Source organism: Pseudomonas sp. LBUM1661 (genome assembly GCF_059695925.1).
Genome location: NZ_CP166794.1, coordinates 1966750 through 1983256, shown reverse-complemented (window position 1 = coordinate 1983256; position 16507 = coordinate 1966750). Strand labels below are relative to the sequence as shown.

At 59.7% G+C, this 16507-nt stretch carries 18 protein-coding genes and 1 pseudogene; 5 read left to right on the top strand and 14 right to left on the bottom strand.

Going from position 1 to position 16507, the window contains the following annotated elements:
• Positions 1-33: 33 nt before the first annotated feature.
• A complete protein-coding gene (locus ACA057_RS09175; protein ID WP_497347656.1) occupies positions 34-1239 on the bottom strand; it encodes an acetyl-CoA C-acetyltransferase in 1206 nt (401 codons plus the stop codon).
• A gap of 294 nt (positions 1240-1533) precedes the next feature.
• On the opposite strand from ACA057_RS09175, the gene ACA057_RS09170 reads away from it, so the two are divergent.
• Positions 1534-1752 carry a hypothetical protein gene (locus ACA057_RS09170; RefSeq protein ID WP_401358234.1) on the top strand — a complete coding sequence of 73 codons (219 nt, stop codon included), beginning with the start codon at positions 1534-1536 and terminating at the stop codon, positions 1750-1752.
• Positions 1753-1865: 113 nt separating this feature from the next.
• The gene (locus ACA057_RS09165) at positions 1866-2687 is read left to right on the top strand and encodes a c-type cytochrome (protein ID WP_497349845.1); all 822 of its coding nucleotides are present in this window, start codon (positions 1866-1868) and stop codon (positions 2685-2687) included.
• A gap of 194 nt (positions 2688-2881) precedes the next feature.
• Here ACA057_RS09165 and ACA057_RS09160 read toward each other — a convergent pair whose 3' ends face one another.
• From ACA057_RS09160 to ACA057_RS09120, 9 genes are all read right to left on the bottom strand, one after another.
• Positions 2882-3691 (bottom strand): transglutaminase family protein, encoded by an 810-nt coding sequence (locus ACA057_RS09160; protein WP_497347654.1) that lies wholly within the window; start codon positions 3689-3691, stop codon positions 2882-2884.
• Positions 3688-4638, bottom strand: coding sequence for an alpha-E domain-containing protein (locus tag ACA057_RS09155; RefSeq protein WP_497347652.1), 951 nt, complete (start codon positions 4636-4638; stop codon positions 3688-3690). The genes ACA057_RS09160 and ACA057_RS09155 overlap by 4 nt, the downstream gene beginning before the upstream one ends.
• Before the next feature lie 12 nt (positions 4639-4650).
• On the bottom strand, positions 4651-6060 hold the full coding sequence (locus ACA057_RS09150; RefSeq protein WP_059404669.1) for a circularly permuted type 2 ATP-grasp protein: 1410 nt from the start codon (positions 6058-6060) through the stop codon (positions 4651-4653).
• 380 nt (positions 6061-6440) lie between these two features.
• On the bottom strand, positions 6441-6782 hold the full coding sequence (locus tag ACA057_RS09145) for a ribonuclease E inhibitor RraB (protein ID WP_064678940.1): 342 nt from the start codon (positions 6780-6782) through the stop codon (positions 6441-6443).
• Between the two features lie 213 nt (positions 6783-6995).
• On the bottom strand, positions 6996-7229 hold the full coding sequence (locus tag ACA057_RS09140; RefSeq protein WP_401358094.1) for a hypothetical protein: 234 nt from the start codon (positions 7227-7229) through the stop codon (positions 6996-6998).
• A gap of 230 nt (positions 7230-7459) precedes the next feature.
• Positions 7460-7651 (bottom strand): PLDc N-terminal domain-containing protein, encoded by a 192-nt coding sequence (locus ACA057_RS09135; RefSeq protein ID WP_253438614.1) that lies wholly within the window; start codon positions 7649-7651, stop codon positions 7460-7462.
• Between the two features lie 70 nt (positions 7652-7721).
• Complete coding sequence (locus ACA057_RS09130) at positions 7722-8252, bottom strand: hypothetical protein (protein ID WP_497347649.1); 531 nt, start codon at positions 8250-8252, stop codon at positions 7722-7724.
• A 93-nt stretch (positions 8253-8345) separates the two neighbouring features.
• Positions 8346-8858, bottom strand: a complete 513-nt coding sequence (locus ACA057_RS09125) for an ankyrin repeat domain-containing protein (protein WP_497347647.1) — start codon at positions 8856-8858, stop codon at positions 8346-8348.
• A 97-nt stretch (positions 8859-8955) separates the two neighbouring features.
• On the bottom strand, positions 8956-10794 hold the full coding sequence (locus ACA057_RS09120; RefSeq protein ID WP_497347645.1) for a long-chain-acyl-CoA synthetase: 1839 nt from the start codon (positions 10792-10794) through the stop codon (positions 8956-8958).
• Between the two features lie 343 nt (positions 10795-11137).
• On the opposite strand from ACA057_RS09120, the gene ACA057_RS09115 reads away from it, so the two are divergent.
• Positions 11138-11416: a DUF3509 domain-containing protein gene (locus ACA057_RS09115; protein WP_497347643.1), complete on the top strand. Its 279-nt coding sequence runs from the start codon at positions 11138-11140 to the stop codon at positions 11414-11416.
• 111 nt (positions 11417-11527) lie between these two features.
• Here ACA057_RS09115 and ACA057_RS09110 read toward each other — a convergent pair whose 3' ends face one another.
• The 4 genes and pseudogenes from ACA057_RS09110 to aroC form a co-directional block, all read right to left on the bottom strand.
• Positions 11528-12073, bottom strand: a complete 546-nt coding sequence (locus ACA057_RS09110; RefSeq protein WP_497347641.1) for a 1,2-dihydroxy-3-keto-5-methylthiopentene dioxygenase — start codon at positions 12071-12073, stop codon at positions 11528-11530.
• Between the two features lie 12 nt (positions 12074-12085).
• Positions 12086-12190: pseudogene (locus ACA057_RS09105) on the bottom strand (methylthioribulose 1-phosphate dehydratase); the annotation flags it as partial.
• On the bottom strand, positions 12166-13311 hold the full coding sequence (locus tag ACA057_RS09100) for an MFS transporter (RefSeq protein WP_497347639.1): 1146 nt from the start codon (positions 13309-13311) through the stop codon (positions 12166-12168). The pseudogene ACA057_RS09105 and the gene ACA057_RS09100, both read right to left, overlap by 25 nt.
• 33 nt (positions 13312-13344) lie before the next feature.
• A complete protein-coding gene (gene aroC, locus ACA057_RS09095; RefSeq protein WP_401358106.1) occupies positions 13345-14436 on the bottom strand; it encodes a chorismate synthase in 1092 nt (363 codons plus the stop codon).
• An 83-nt stretch (positions 14437-14519) separates the two neighbouring features.
• Here aroC and ACA057_RS09090 point away from each other — a divergent pair, with 83 nt between their 5' ends.
• The gene (locus ACA057_RS09090) at positions 14520-15518 is read left to right on the top strand and encodes an alpha/beta hydrolase (RefSeq protein ID WP_497347636.1); all 999 of its coding nucleotides are present in this window, start codon (positions 14520-14522) and stop codon (positions 15516-15518) included.
• 99 nt (positions 15519-15617) lie between these two features.
• Complete coding sequence (locus tag ACA057_RS09085) at positions 15618-16409, top strand: hypothetical protein (RefSeq protein WP_497347634.1); 792 nt, start codon at positions 15618-15620, stop codon at positions 16407-16409.
• Positions 16410-16507 lie beyond the last annotated feature (98 nt).

Below are 16507 nucleotides of genomic sequence, written 5' to 3'. Positions count from 1 at the left end.
TTTCCTTAGAATCAGTTTCCTGGAAGTCGGGGCTCAGAGGCGTTCGATGATGGTGGCAATGCCCATGCCGCCGCCGACACACAAGGTCGCGAGGCCATAGCGCAGGCGCCGGGTTTCCAGTTCATCGAGCAGCGTGCCGAGAATGGCGCAGCCGGTAGCGCCCAGCGGGTGGCCCATGGCGATGGAGCCGCCGTTGACGTTGACCTTGTCCGGGTCGATGGCCATGTCCTTGATGAATTTCAGCACCACCGAGGCAAAGGCTTCGTTGACCTCGAACAGGTCGATGTCTTCCACCCGCAGCCCGGCCTTGGCCAGTGCCTTGCGGGTGGCCGGCGCGGGGCCGGTGAGCATGATGGTCGGATCGGTGCTGGTCACCGCCGTGGCGACGATACGCGCCCGTGGCTGCAGGCCCAGCGCCCGGCCCTTGGCTTCGGAGCCGATCAGCATCAGCGCCGCGCCATCGACGATCCCGGAACTGTTGCCCGGCGTGTGGACGTGGTTGATCCGCTCCACATGGCTGTAGACCCGCAGCGCGGTGGCGTCGAAGCCCATCTGGCCGATCATCTCGAAGCTCGGTTTGAGCTTGCCCAGGCCTTCCAGGGTCGACTCGGCGCGAATGAACTCATCGTGATCGAGCAGGATGATGCCGTTCTGGTCCTGCACCGGCACCAGCGACTTGGTGAACGAACCGTCCGCCCGCGCCCGCGCAGCCTTTTGCTGGGAATGCAGCGCGTAGGTATCGACGTCCTGACGGCTGAAGCCTTCAATCGTGGCAATCAGGTCGGCGCCTACGCCTTGGGGGGTGAAATGGCTGTGCAGATTGGTTTCCGGGTCCAGCGCCCAAGGCCCGCCGTCGCTGCCCATGGGCACGCGAGACATGGATTCGACGCCGCCGACCACCACCAGGTCTTCGAAACCGGACCGCACTTTCATCGCGCCGAGGTTCACCGCTTCCAGCCCGGAGGCGCAGAAACGATTGATCTGCACGCCGGAAACGCTGATGTCCCAATCGGCGACCTGGACTGCGGTTTTCGCGATATCCGAGCCTTGATCGCCGATCGGCGTCACACAGCCAAGCACCACGTCATCGACCTGGCGGGTGTCCAGGGACGTGCGCTGCTGCAACGCCGTGAGCAGCCCCGCCACCAGGTTCACCGGTTTGACGCTGTGCAAGGCGCCATCGGCCTTGCCTTTGCCACGGGGCGTGCGTAACGCGTCGAAAATCAAAGCTTGGGTCATGACATCCTCGATTTTATTGTTGTCCATCAAACGATCGCGGCGATCCTTTGATCTTTTAAGGAGCCTCCACCTTATTCCGGACCACCGCCAATTCAATGACCGCAGCGCTCACAGACGTTGACGGACACGCTCAGACGGACGGTCGTCGACGATCGGGTTTACCGTTTCAGGAGACGAAGCTGTCTAGCAAAAGGCCGCCCAAGAAGCTGGCAATAGGCCTCATGCCTTTTTAAGAGCTTTTTGTGGCCCGCCCATATGAAATGGATCTAAACCGCGAGTGATGCGGGCTCTAAGGTGAACAGTACGAAGTTGTCGTCGGGTTTTGCCGAGGCGCTCGTACAACAGGAAGTGCAACGCTCTGCCGTCATGGAGAAATGCAGGCAGGCATCAGGAAATAACAAAAAAAGGCAGACAGCCATGTTCAAGCATTCGAAAGTACGTCAAGCCGGGCTCATTCTATTCGCCACCACTCTGTTGTTGATTTTGCCGAACCTGACCAAGGTGATCGGCTGACCCGACACCAGCCAACCCGGTACTCATAAAGAGTTGTTCGCCTCATTAAAAATGTGACTGGCTCGCTACCCGGGCCAGCGTCGGTGTGCCAACCTGTGTGGCACTTCCACGACATGGACGGCGAACGCTTGAAAACGCTCATTCTTTTCGGGGCCTTGCTCCTCGGCAATCCCCTTTTTGCCGCACAGCTGAACCTGGAGCTGGGCGCGGGCAGTCGCACCTGGCAGACCGAGGAGTTGCTCAAGCATCCTCAGGTCCAGACCCTCACGATTACCAACGACGTCTCCTACAAGCGCGACATGAGTTATCGCGCCGTGCCAATGGCTGCGTTGTTGACCGGCATCAAACCTGAAGATCACCTGCAAGCGGTGGCGCTGGACGGTTTTGCTGCTGAAATGGCGGCAGCGCCGTTGCTCAATGCCAAGGGTTCGCGAGCCTGGCTGGCCATTGAAGACCCAGCCAAACCATGGCCGCCATTGGCCGAAGGCAAGCCGAGTGCCGGGCCGTTTTATCTGGTCTGGACCGATCCACAGGCGGGCAACATCAGCCCTGAGCAATGGCCGTTTCAAGTGGCCGCCATTAAGCGTTTGGCACCGGTCGCCGAGCGCTTCCCTGCCCTGCTGCCGGATCCGGCATTGAAGGCGGACGATCCGGTCAACAAGGGTTTTGCGCTGTTTCAGAAGAACTGTCTGGCGTGTCATCGGTTGAACGGCGCGGGGGATGCGCAGTTCGGTCCGGACCTGAATATTCCGTTTAGCCCGACCGAGTACTTCGGCGCGGATTTCCTCAAGCGCTACATTCGTGATCCGCAGAGTTTACGGCAGTGGCCGCAGGCGAAGATGCCTGGGTTTACGGCGCAGGTGTTGCCGGATGGGGATCTGGAGATGCTGGTGGGGTATTTGAAGCACATGGCTGGGCGCAAGGTTAAGCCCTAGCCTTGTGTTGTGAGGGCTGGCCTCTTCGCGAGCAGGCTCGCTCCCACATTTGATTTTTGCCAGACACCATTTCTGTGTTCGCCGGAGATCCCCTGTGGGAGCGAGCCTGCTCGCAATAGCGGTCTGTCAATCACAACAGTTCTGACTGATAGATCGCCTTCGCGAGCAGGCTCGCTCCCACAGGGGGTTCGTTGTTATTGCTGCTGGACGGAGATGACCGGCATCGGCGTCGGCGAGACAAACACCTTCGCGTGCATCTGCTCACACCCACCGCCCCGGCGCATGCCGCGTACCGGGCAGGCGTCCAGGTAATCCAGGCCCACCGCCAGTTTCAAATGCCGCTCGGGCCGCGCCAGTTCATTGGTCACATCAAAGCTGTACCAGGCGTCGTCGAGCCAGGCTTCGGCCCAAGCGTGGCTGGCCAGGTGTTCGCAGTTTTCGCTGTACAAATAGCCCGACACATAGCGCGCCGGAATCCCCAGGCTGCGGGCGCAGGCGAGGAACGCATGGGTGTGGTCCTGGCACACGCCCGATCGCCCGGCGAAAGCCTGGGCGGCGCTGGTGTCGACTTCGGTGGAGCCCGGCGTGTAGGTCATGTGCTGGTTGAGGCCATGCATCAAATCGATCAGCGCCGTGCGATCCCGGCGTTGCTTGCATTCCTTGTTAGCGAACGCGCGCAAGGCCTCATCGGCCTCGGTCAAACGGGTGAAACGCAGGAATGGCAGCGACGACTGGCTCTCGTGCTCGGCTTCGCGCAATTCATCGATGTCGACCTGGCCACGGGCGCCGATGATGATCGCCTCGTGCGGCTCGTCCATGGTCAGCACGTGCAGGATGTTGCCGAACGGATCGAGTTGCGCGCGCACCGGGCGCGGCAGGTCGAGCTGCCAGCTCAGCACGTGCTGGCGCTCGCTGTCGTGAGGGGTCAGTCGCAGGTACTGGATGCTCGCCCGCACCTGATCTTCATAGTGATAGGTGGTCTCGTGGCTAATGGAAAGTCTCATGCAGCCTCCAGGTAGGAACTGTGTATGGCGTTACCCAACTGGCGCACCAGCGGGATGAACTCGGTCAACCAGGCGTGCAGGCCTTCGTCGAGAATTTCGGTGATGCCGGTGTAGCGCAGACGCGCGTCGATCTCCGCGGCCAGGCGTTGCGCGGGGCGGCCGTTGGCGCCCGGCAGCTGGGCGAGGATCTGATCGATTTCTTCGGTGCAGGCCCGCAGAGAGCGCGGAACGTCAGCGCGCAGCAACAGCAATTCGGCTACATGCCGGGCGCCGGGCGCATCACGGTAAATTTCGGTGTAGGCCTCAAAAGACGACAACGCCCTTAATAAAGCGCTCCACTGGTAATACGCGTGGGCCGTTCCATCGCTGACCGCTTCGGCCTGATCGCCCGCCATTTCGTAGCGGGCATCGAGCAGGCGCAGCGTGTTGTCAGCCCGTTCGATAAACGTCCCCAGGCGAATGAAGCGGAACGCATCGTTGCGCATGATCGTGCCGTAGGACGCGCCACGAAACAGGTGGGAACGTTCCTTGATCCACTCGCAGAAACGGCTCATGCCGTAGCGACTCAAGCCCTGGTTGGCGATCCCGCGAATTTCCAGCCAGGTGGCGTTGATGTTTTCCCACATGTCGGCGGTAATTCGCCCACGCACCGCATGGGCGCTGGCCCGTGCGGCGCCGAGGCAGCTGTAAATGCTCGCCGGGTTGGCCGCATCGAGGGCGAAGAAATGCAGCAGCCGTTCGGCATGCAGCTCGCCGTGGCGCTCCAGGTAATCGTCGAGGGTGCCGGTAATCAGCAACGGCATGGCGAGTTCGTGCAAACCATCACCGCGGCCATCCTGTGGCATCAGCGACAGCGAATAACTGATGTCGAGCATCCGTGCGAGGTTTTCCGCCCGCTCCAGGTAACGCGACATCCAATACAAATCCGAGGCAGTTCTACTTAACATGACAGGCTTCCTTCAATCCTCGACCACCCAGGTGTCCTTGGTTCCGCCACCCTGGGAGGAATTCACCACCAGGGAGCCTTCGCGCAGGGCGACACGGGTCAAACCGCCGGGCACAACCCGGGTTTCGCGGCCAGACAATACAAACGGACGCAGGTCGATGTGGCGTGGCGCAATGCCGTTTTCGACAAAGGTCGGACAGGTCGACAAAGACAACGTCGGTTGCGCGATGTACGCATGCGGCTTGGCTTTGATCCGCGCGCGAAAGGCTTCGATTTCCGCCGCCGTCGCCGCCGGCCCCACCAGCATTCCGTAACCGCCCGAGCCCTGGGTTTCCTTGACCACGAGGTCTGGAAGGTTGGCCAGCACGTGGGAAAGTTCGGAGGGATTACGACACTGGAACGTCGGAACGTTCTTCAGGATTGGCTCTTCATCCAGGTAGAAACGGATCATGTCGGTGACGAAGGGATACACCGACTTGTCGTCCGCAACCCCGGTGCCGATGGCATTCGCCAGCACCACGTTGCCCGAGCGGTACGACGACAACAGGCCTGGAACGCCGAGCATCGAATCCGGGTTGAACGCCAGCGGGTCGAGGAACGCATCGTCGAGGCGGCGATAAATGACGTCGACGGCTTTCGGCCCGTCGGTGGTGCGCATGAATACCTTGTCGTCACGCACAAACAAATCCGCGCCTTCCACCAGCTCGACGCCCATTTCCCGAGCGAGAAAGGCATGCTCGAAAAACGCGCTGTTGAAGCGCCCCGGCGTCAGCACCACCACGCTCGGGTTGTCGATCGGGCTGGAGCTTTTCAGGGTGTCGAGCAGCAGGTTCGGGTAGTGATCGATGGGCGCGATACGCTGCGCCGCGAACAGCTCGGGAAACAGGCGCATCATCATCTTGCGGTCTTCGAGCATGTAGCTCACGCCGCTCGGTGTACGAAGATTGTCTTCGAGCACGTAGTACGTGCCGTCGCCATCGCGCACCAGGTCGACACCGGAGATGTGGGAATAGATATCCCGGTGCAGATCCAGCCCTTGCATCGCCAACTGGTATTGCTCGTTGGCCAGCACCTGCTCGGCCGGAATGATGCCGGCCTTGATGATGCGTTGCTCGTGATAGAGGTCGGCGAGGAACATGTTCAGCGCCTTGACCCGTTGGATACAGCCACGTTCGACGATTCGCCATTCGCTGGCGGGAATGCTGCGGGGAATGGTGTCGAAGGGAATCAGGCGCTCTGTCCCTTGCTCATCACCATAGAGCGTGAACGTTATCCCGGCGCGATGAAATAACAGATCGGCCTCGCGTCGCCGTTGTGCCAATAGCTCGTCAGGCGTTTCGGCCAGCCAACGGGCAAACTCCCGATAATGCGGGCGGACCTGGCCGCCGGCATCGTACATCTCATCAAAATAGGTGCGGATCATGCCGTACTCCTTGTCACCCGGACATGCAGGCCTTCGCAAGGCCCGTGCCATCGGCATAAACGCTTTGATATCAATCAGTTGGATAATCGCTGCGCACACACCGCACCAATCCTGTGCGGCAAATGCCCCAACCTGATCGCCCCCGCCTCATTGCGACGCAATGGTGTCGCCTATCACCAGCATAGCCAGAGTTGATTTCACTGCCCGGCAGACGATGCGGATAATCGCTGCATTCGCTGAAAAACGTACCGAACTTCCCTTTAGCCGCCTGCTCAGGCGGTTTTTTTTGTCTGTTTGAAATGTTGTGAATCAGAAAGCCACAAACGAAAACGGCCAACCCGAAGGTCAGCCGTTGCTGAGCGTTGTCACTGTTCATAAGGTTATGCGAGTCGCCCTCGTACCTCCTGCTTGACGCCCCATCCTTCGATGATGCCGCCCAAAGGCTCGACCACTGCCTCGAAGTCCTGCTCAAAGTCGCCGATGCCGTCGTAGGTGGCGTACATCACTTTGCTCAGTTCCAGGTACCACGCGCCGTCGTCGCGCACGCTGATTTGTGCATTCAAGGATTCACCACAGTAATGCCCTGCCGCCCTGCGCGCCCGCTCCTCGTCCGGGAAAATGGCGTAGAACTCGATGGGATGGAATCGTGAAAAGTCAAAACCGCCTTCTTTCATGCGGCGCAGCACGCTGCTGCTGATGTCTTCTTGATAGGCTGTGCTCATGAAACGTCCTCCTCAAACCGATGGATAGACTTTCCGTACTCCCGACGCGCGCAACCGAACAGTGCGCGCGATGCGGCAAGCAAATTGCCATTGGGACACAAGCATGTAGCTGACAAGACCAGACCTTAGCGATCCGTTCGCTGATCTCGATTGCAGAGTAGCCCCAAGATAGAGGCGCTGCCAAGGTCTGGTTGAGAATGCGACAGGAGATGTTCAGATTGGCGTGATGCCGAGGATTTCTATGCTGTTCTGGGTCTTGAGACTTTTAACGCTCGCATCAGCGGTTCGCCCTTCCAGATCGTTCAGATCCAGTTCGGCAGCGACAGGCAGGAGCCGGGCCTTGATGAGTTTGGCGGCGTGTTCGTTATCCGGGCACTCATCGCACTCAAAGACTTCTTCGACCGTTTCGCCGTGATCATCCACGAAAGTGATTTTCCACTTTTGCATCAGTGCCTCCTCGATCAAACCCGCAAATGGGCTTACAACTATCTGGACTTTTACCCTGACTGATCGTTCAACCGGATTACCGGTATGACTTGCAGGAGCGAGCGATGCGGTGACCCGACTTGCCCGCAAAGAACGATACCGCGATTTAACAGAAAGACCGCGTCATCGTTTTTCGCGGGCAAGTCGGGTCGCCGCATCGCTCGCTCCTACAGGGGCGGTGTGTTCGTTTGTCAGATGCGCACGTTGCCTCGTGGGCCGGCAATGGCCCAGATGATCAGGCCGAGGACTGGCAGCAACAGGATCAGCAGCACCCAGACGATTTTCATCCCGGTGTCGGCGCCACTTTTCAGGACGTTGATGATTGCCCAGATGTCCAGGGCAAGAATGATCAGGCCAATCAGGCCGTTGAACGTGGAACCCATGGTGACGCTCCCTAAGAGTGGTTTGCCCTCTTAGGATAGCCGGCCATGGCAAGGGTTCCGTTTTATTCCATCAAACGTGGATCGCCACTTTCAAGGCTTCCAGGGAAGGCGCGGCGGCGATGCCGACTTCGGCGCACAACTCGAGCACGCGCGGCACGTCGTTGCCGAAAACCAGCACCACTTGCAGTTCATCGTCGAGCAACTGGCTGAAGTTCATCAGCACGTAGCCGCCGTTTTCCTTGTTCATGCTGCTCATCTGCACCTGAATGCGATTGAGCGCGGTCAGGGCTTCGGTCTTGGCCAGTTGCTTGGGTTTGATGTTGAAATCAACACCGGGGCCGAACGAGGCGACGATCTGCGCGAACAAGTCCGTGTAGGTGTCGGCCTGGAACAACACCGTCTCGGGCAAACTGCCGACCACAACCCATTCACCCAACGGCATCGGGAAGGTGTCGTCGTAGTTGATGTCTGGATTGGCCGTCAGAAAAGCCTCTGGATCGGCGTAGGCCTGGGCCGCTTCGTCAGCGACTTTGAGGATTTCGTCGTCGCTCATGCACCCGGAGCTGATTTTGCTGATGAGTTCGATGAGTGCGGCTTTCATGAGGGGCAGATCCTGTAACGAGGGAAAATTTAGGGCGCGAAGGATACCATTACCTTGTAGGAGCGAGGCTTGCCCGCTCCTACAGAATCAGGCCTAGAGTTTCTCGAGTTGCGCGGTGGTATCGACCGCGCCCATGGTCTTGGCCGCATCCAGCGCCGAGACGCCATTGGCGTCCTTGGCTTTCGGGTCGGCGCCCTTGCTGATCAGGTAGTCGACGATTTCGACGCGGTTGAACATCGCCGCCATCATCAGCGCCGTACGGCCGTCGAACGACGAGCCTTCCACTTGCGCGCCCCCTTCGACCAACGCCTTGACCACCGCCAGGTCACCCTTGAACGCCGCGCCGGCAATCGGGCTTTGGCCGTTGTCGTTGCGGATTTCCGGGTCGGCCTTGTGTTCCAGCAAGACTTTCACGGTCTCGACATGTCCGTGGTACGCGGCCAGCATCAGCAAGGTATCGCCCTTGTGATTGCGCAGGTTCGGCGGCAGGCCCTTGGTCAGCAGCGCAGCCATCATGGCCGCATCACCCTCGCGCGCTTTGTTGAATACCTGTTCGGCAAATTCAGCGGCTTCTTCGGGGGTCATCTGGCGGCTTTGGTCTGACATGAGGGACTCCATCATTCGGTCAATCGGAAAGCCGACAGTTTCCCGAGCAGCCCCGACACTGTCACTCCTTTTTTCTCATGGACGGCCATAGCCACATTCAATAACGGTGCTTGCCGCTTTGAATGTCCGCCAGCAGCTGCTCGGTCACCTGCACATAAGTCTGGGTCCCCGGCAGCCAGGCATAGATCGGATCGTCACCGGTTTTATTCGGGTCGAAGGCTTCGTCCTTGAGGCGGGTCTTCTGGTATTTGAAGGTTCCGGTGGTCTCCATTTTTACCTTCACCCGCAGGAACAACGGCACTGCGTAGGCAGGCATTTGCTGACGGGCGAAGGCCAGCAGTTCGCTGAAATCCAGGGTCGCGAGGGATTCGGCAGGCGTGATCGCGGCCATCCCGGCGCGGCCGTTGGTGTTGTGGATTTCCACCCCGTAGGCCACGGCTTCGGAAATATTCGGATGCTGCAGGAGGATGTTCTCGACCTCGGTGGTCGAGACGTTTTCGCCCTTCCAGCGATAGGTGTCGCCCAAGCGGTCGACGAACTGCGCGTGACCAAAACCGATGTTGCGCAGCAGGTCGCCGGTGTTGAAGTAGCGATCGCCTTTCTCGAACACGTCGTGGAGCACAACCTTTTCGGTCTTCTGCGGATCGGTGTAGCCGTCCAGCGGCGCCTTGTCGTCGATTTTCGCCAGCAACAGCCCCTGCTCGCCCTTGGCGACTTTGCGCATGAAACCCTTGGCATCGCGAATCGGTGCGCCGCTGTCGTGGTCGTACGCCGCCAACGCCCATGACATCAGGGAAAAACCGACGGTGTTGTCAAAATTGAGAATGTTGGTGAAGCCGATATTGCCGTCGCTGGCGGCATACAGCTCACAGATGTGGTTAACCCCGAACCGCGTCTTGAACTCGCTCCACGCGCCGGGCCGCAGGCCGTTGCCGATCATTTTTGTCACGCTGTGTTTGCTGTCGTCAGCACTGGCCGGTTGATCGACCAGGTAGCGGCATAATTCGCCGACGTAACCGAGGGTGGTCGCGCGGTATTTGCGCACGTCGTTCCAGAACTGACTGGCGCTGAACTTGCGACGGATGGCAAACCCCGAGGCGCCGCTGATGGCCGAGCCCCAGCACACGCACAGCCCGGTGGCGTGATAAAGCGGCAAGGTGCAATAGACGACGTCCTCGGGGCGCATGTCCAGCGCGATCATGCCGAAGCTCGCGGAGCTGCGCATCCAGCGGCCGTGCTTGAAGATGCCGGCCTTGGGCAAGCCGGTGGTGCCCGAGGTGTAGATAAAGAAGCAAGGATCGTCGAAGAAAACCTGCTGGCTGCTGGCGGGATTGTCGCTGGGAGCGTCGACACTGGCAGTCATCAGGTTGATGAAACCGTCGGGCGCAATACCCGGGTAGGTGTAGGTGTCTTGATCGGCAACGAACCAGGTGCGCGATGCCTCGATCGACACTCGATCGCGAACCGCGGTAAACGCCGGGACCAGCTCTTCGCCGACAATGATCGCCGCTGGCGCCACCAGGTTCAGGCTGTGCGCCAGGGTATCGCGGGTCTGCGAGGTATTGAGCAAGGCACTGATCGCACCGACCTTGGCCACCGCCAAAATCGTCACCAACAGTTCCGGGCGGTTCTCGATGAACACCGCGACCCCATCGCCCTTGCCAATGCCTTGGGCGATCAAGTGATGAGCGATGCGGTTGGCCCACTGGTTGACCTGTGCATAAGTCAGCAGCACGTCACCGTGCAGCAGCGCCGGGCCATCGGGATTGCGCGAAGTGGCTTGCTCGAAACTCCAGCCGAGGCCGCACGGTTGGGTCGGGTCCTTGATGTTGGCGACTTTCATGCCTTTCACCACTCGGGGAATGGTTTTGGCAATGGAAGGCAGCTTGCGGAGCATCATGCCCCAGGTAATCGTGTCGTTCGGCGTGCGGCTCATGTGGCTCCCGTTCGATGTTCTTATTGTCGGGCGGCGGTGATTGATCCCGAAAATACGTCAGCGGTTCTTGAGCTGTACACGCGGTTTTTGAAATGTTTTGTATCCGCGGCCGAGGCGGCGGGTAACGTGAACCTCCGCCCGGCCAATTGGTTCCATCCAATCTTCACCGACCACGCAAAATGCAGGATGCACGATGGCCTTTCATGCAGATTGCACGAAAGTAAAAAAACAGTGAAAAACTATCTTATTGATTTGTAAGGATTTTTAAAAAATCAGGTGCTGGCACAATCACTGCAACTACCTCTGCATGCTTGCCATTCAAGAGCTAACGGAGCTGACAGACATGAGCCTGATCCAAGAAAAATTTTCGTCCTTGTTCTCCAACTTCGACGTGACCACCCAGGCACGACCTGACGGTGGCATTCTGCTGACCCTGCGCAGCAGCGAAGGTAAAGTCTTCAAACGCTCGATTTCTTATCAGCAATTGCATGCTGGTGACCAGCTGTCGTGGGTGATCAGCGCGATTCGCCGTGACCTTGCCGAACAGGCCAGCGAACTGCCACAGATCTCGATGCTGCAAAGCCAGCAGCGGTTTGCATTGCCGACCTACCACTCGGCATAAACCGTTCCACGCTGCAAACAAACAGGCCGTGCAAGCTTTCGCTTCACGGCCTGAGTTGTTTCTGCAATCCCGCAAACCCTTACCTGCTCCTACAGGTGAGGCGTCGTGGTTTCAGTCTTCGAGCAGCGGGAAGCGGCTGGCGATGTCATCGCCGGTGAAGTTGGCCTCGCAGCCTTCAGGGCTTTTGCACAGACGGATCGTTATAAAGTGCGGATGCTCGCCCATGTCGAACCAGTACTTCGTACCGGCCGGCACGATGATCAGGTCATTTTTTTCGCAGAGCACGGCGTAGACGTAATCGTCGATGTGCAGGCTGAACAACCCACGACCGGCGACGAAAAATCGTACTGCGTCTTCGCCATGGTGGTGTTCGTCGAGGAACCTGGCACGCAACTCGGTTGTTTGCGGGTCATCGCTGTTGAGGCTGACCACGTCAATGCCGAGGTAACCGCGCTCGGTCATCAGCTTGTCGATTGGCGCCTGATAAGCGGCAATCATGTCTTCCTGGCTGGCACCCGGCTGGATCTTCGCGGCGGCTTGCCAGCGGTCGAAGCGCACGCCCTGCTCGGCCAGCGTCGAGGCGATGTCTTCGAAATGGGTCAGCACCTTGTTCGGTAGTTCAGGGCTGGAGAGGTGATAAACGGACAGGCTGCTCATGGCGGCAACTCCTTAACGGTTCAAGAAGGAGCGCGTCTTCAACTCGCACTCGAACAAAAATTCAAAGGCCTCGATCTGGCGCAGCGTATCGCTCAAGCGCTGTCCTCTTGCATACAGGTCGCAATGATAACGGCTGCCGCGAACGCTGCGAGGCTTGCAATACTAAAGGTCAATGTCGCGCCGAGCGCATTCCAGCTGTAGCCGGAATACAACGCCCCCAAGGCGCCGCCGATGCCGGCCAGTGCTGCGTAAAGCGCCTGGCCCTGCCCTTGCTGGCGCGCGCCGAAACTACGTTGCACGAATTGAATGGCCGCCGCATGAAAGCTGCCGAATGTCGCCGCGTGCAACACTTGGGCAAACAACAGCGCCCAGAGAAATTCGGCAAACGAACCGAGCAGCAACCAGCGCAGCGCCGTCAGCAGGAAACTCGCCAGCAGCACCCGACGCACCGAGAAACGCGCGAGGATCTTGCTCATGGCCAGGAACATCAGTACTTCGGCGACCACGCCGACCGCCCAGAGCATGCCGATCAATCCACGGCTGTAACCGAGTCGCTCAAGGTGCAGGGTCAGGAAGGTGTAATACGGACCGTGGCTCATCTGCATCAGCGCCACGCAGGCGTAAAACGCCAACACACCCGGGCTGAGCAATTGCTTGAGAAAACCTTCTCCCGTCACCCGGTCGCTCTGTGGCGGTTGAGCATTCGGCACCCACAGACTGCTGACCACGATTCCGGCCATGACCAATACCAGCGCCACTGGATAAATGTCGAGGCTGAGCCATTCAAACAACCGGCCCAGCGCAACCACGGTGATGATAAAACCGATCGAACCCCAGAGGCGGATCTGACTGTAGCGCGATGTCTGCCCCTTCAAGTGCGCCAGGGTAATGACTTCGAATTGCGGCAGTACCGCGTGCCAGAAGAAGGCGTGCAGAGCCATGACCATCGCCAGCCAGGCGTAGGTTTTGCTGACGAAAATCAGCGAAAACGTCAACAACGTACAGACCGCACCGAAGCGCACGATGGCCAGGCGCCGGCCGGTGTAGTCACCGAGCCAGCCCCAGAGGTTCGGCGCCACGCAGCGCATCAGCATCGGGATCGCCACCAGTTCGCCGATGCGCGCGCTGGAAAAGCCCAGGTGATCGAAGTACAGCGCCAGAAACGGCGCTGTCGAACCGAGCAAGGCGAAATAGAACAGATAGAAACTGGAGAGCCGCCAGTACGGGAGCGCCGCCACGGTGTCAGACCGCAGCGGCCGTCAGGTCAGCCATTAAAGCTGACCCAACACCGGCGTGCTCACGCGCACGTCAAGGTTTTGCCCACGGTGGCGCAGCAGGTGATCCATCAGCACGATGGCCATCATCGCCTCGGCGATCGGCGTGGCGCGAATGCCGACGCATGGGTCATGACGGCCCTTGGTGACGACTTCCACCGGATTGCCGTGGATGTCGATTGAACGGCCCGGCGTGGTGATGCTCGAGGTTGGCTTCAATGCCAGGTGCGCAACGATTGGCTGACCCGACGAAATGCCGCCGAGAATGCCGCCCGCGTTGTTGCTGAGGAAACCTTCCGGGGTCATTTCATCGCGGTGTTCGGTGCCGCGCTGGGCAACGCTGGCGAAACCTGCACCGATTTCCACACCTTTGACCGCGTTGATGCTCATCAGCGCATGGGCCAGTTCGGCGTCGAGACGGTCGAAAATCGGCTCGCCGAGGCCTGGCATCACGCCTTCAGCGACGACGGTAATCTTCGCGCCGACCGAATCCTGGTCGCGACGCAGCTGGTCCATATAGGCTTCCAGCTCCGGCACTTTGTCCGGATCAGGGCTGAAGAAGGCGTTTTCTTCGACCGAATCCCAGGTCTTGAACGGGATTTCGATCGGGCCAAGCTGGCTCATGTAGCCACGAATGACGATGCCCTGGGTGGCCAGGTATTTCTTCGCAATCGCTCCGGCGGCCACGCGCATCGCGGTTTCACGGGCCGAACTGCGACCGCCACCGCGGTAATCGCGCTCGCCGTATTTGTGGTGGTAGGTGTAATCGGCGTGGGCCGGGCGGAACAGATCCTTGATCGCCGAGTAGTCCTTGGACTTCTGGTCGGTGTTGCGGATCAACAGGCCGATGGAGCAACCGGTGGTGCGACCTTCGAACACGCCGGAGAGGATTTCGACTTCGTCGGCTTCCTGGCGTTGGGTCGTATGGCGGCTGGTGCCGGGTTTGCGGCGATCGAGGTCGCGCTGCAAATCCTCCAGGGAAATCTCCAGACCCGGCGGGCAGCCGTCGACAATGGCGACCAACGCCGGACCATGGCTCTCGCCCGCGGTGGTGACAGTGAACAGCTTGCCGTAGGTATTGCCGGACATGCAGGACGCTCCGTGAAATGAACCTGAATACGTAATGCGCGCCAGTATACGCAGGCTACCCAAGTAGTTCATCCTCGAACCTTATGGGTGCCCGTGAGTCCAACCGGCATCTTGTTCATGATGGCGTGATGATGCTGCGAGTTCTAGCCTTGAGCCTTACCTTGTTTACCGGCTTTGTGCAGGCCACTGTCCTGCAACGGCCGATCAGTCTGGATACCGGCACCGGGGAGCTTTTCGGCTCGCTGTTGCTGCCCAAATCCGACCAGCCTGTGCCGGTTGTCCTGATCATTTCCGGCTCCGGTCCTACAGACCGTGACGGCAATAACCCCGACGGCGGGCGCAATGACAGTCTCAAACGACTGGCCTGGGTGCTGGCCAAACACAACATCGCCAGCGTGCGCTACGACAAGCGTGGCGTGGCGGCGAGCCTGGCGGCCACGCCGGACGAGCGCAATCTGTCGGTGGAAGCGTATGTCGCCGACGCCGAGGCTTGGGGTCAGAAACTCAAAGCCGATCCGCGCTTTGGCCAGCTGATTCTGCTGGGGCACAGCGAAGGCGCCTTGATTGCCAGCCTGGCGGCGCCGAGTCTCGATGCGGCGGCGGTGATTTCGATGTCCGGCAGCGCCCGGCCGATCGATCAGGTGCTGCGCCAGCAACTGAGCAATCGCCTGCCACCGCCCCTGTTGCTGCGCAGCAATGAGCTGCTCGACAGCCTCAAGGCCGGTCGCACTGACGACAACGTGCCGCCGCAACTGCAGGTGATTTTCCGCCCGAGTGTGCAGCCGTACCTGATTTCGCTGTTCCGCCAGGATCCGGCAGCGGCGTTCGCCAAATTGAAAATGCCGGCGCTGATCATCCAGGGCAGCAACGACATCCAGGTCGGTGTCGGTGACGCCCGACTGCTCCAGGCGGCCAAACCGGACGCCGAACTGGCGTTGATCGAAGGCATGAACCACGTCATGCGCATCGTGCCGAACGATGTCAAACGGCAGTTGGCTTCTTATAAGGACCCACAACTGCCGCTGGCGGCCGAACTGGGCTCGCGAATCCTCGGGTTTATTGACGGACTTCGTCCCAGTTAAGCGTTGATTACACTCCAGTCCTGAAAAAAACGGCCGATAAGCCTTTGTCGCCAGCGCTATGGCTGGCGGCAAGCAGCGCTTGGACAGGACCTCGCCGTTATGACCGATACCCAGACTTCACCCGACACCACCGCTGAAAAAGAAGCACCGCCGGCGGTCGAGCTGCCGTGGGCGGACGTCCACGCCGAGCACCACAAGATGCTCCGCCTGGCGCCGTTGCAGACCGACCGCAACACCGGTGGACGGCCACTGCGTTTTGTCGAATTCGGTTACGCCGAGCGCAACGACAAGGAACACAGCCTGCTGCGCATGAGCATCACCCTGCCCGGCCAGCGCGTGCGCAAGGAACAGAATCATCTGGACATGTGGGTCGATCACGCCGAAAAACGCGTACGTTTCGGTCCCGACAGCGGCTTGCAGATCGAACCGATAAACCGTGGCATCGGGCGGTACATGGCGGCTCAAGGGGTGACCTGGGCGAAGAAGAAATGGCCCGGCTACACCGTCGACGGCACTGACCTGAACAACAAGGACGCGCTGAACGAAGACACGCGCCTGCGCCGCGATCACTTTCTACGGATGCACGGTTTCGACGTGGTCTACGCCGACGCCCAGCATTTGAAGGGCAGCGTCAAAGAGGTACAGGTCAGCGACCTGCTGGGTGACTGGAACAGCGAAAAACTGCAGGTGGTGGAAATCCTCGAGGCGGCGCAGATGCTCCAGCAGGCCGAGCAGAATCTGCTCGAGCAGGAAGTGAAGCTGAAGAAACACGAAGAAAAAGTCAGCAAGTACAAGCGTGAAGACGCGGGGTTGCGCTTTACCATTACCTGTCTGGTGGCGTTTGCGGTGTTTCAGGCGGGGTTGTTGATCTGGATTGCGACGCACCGTTGAAGGCTTGAGACCGTGGCGCGGCTTTCGCGGGCAAGCCACGCTCCCACAGGTGTTGTGTCGTGCCCAAATAATGTGGCAAACGTGAAACCTGTAGGAGC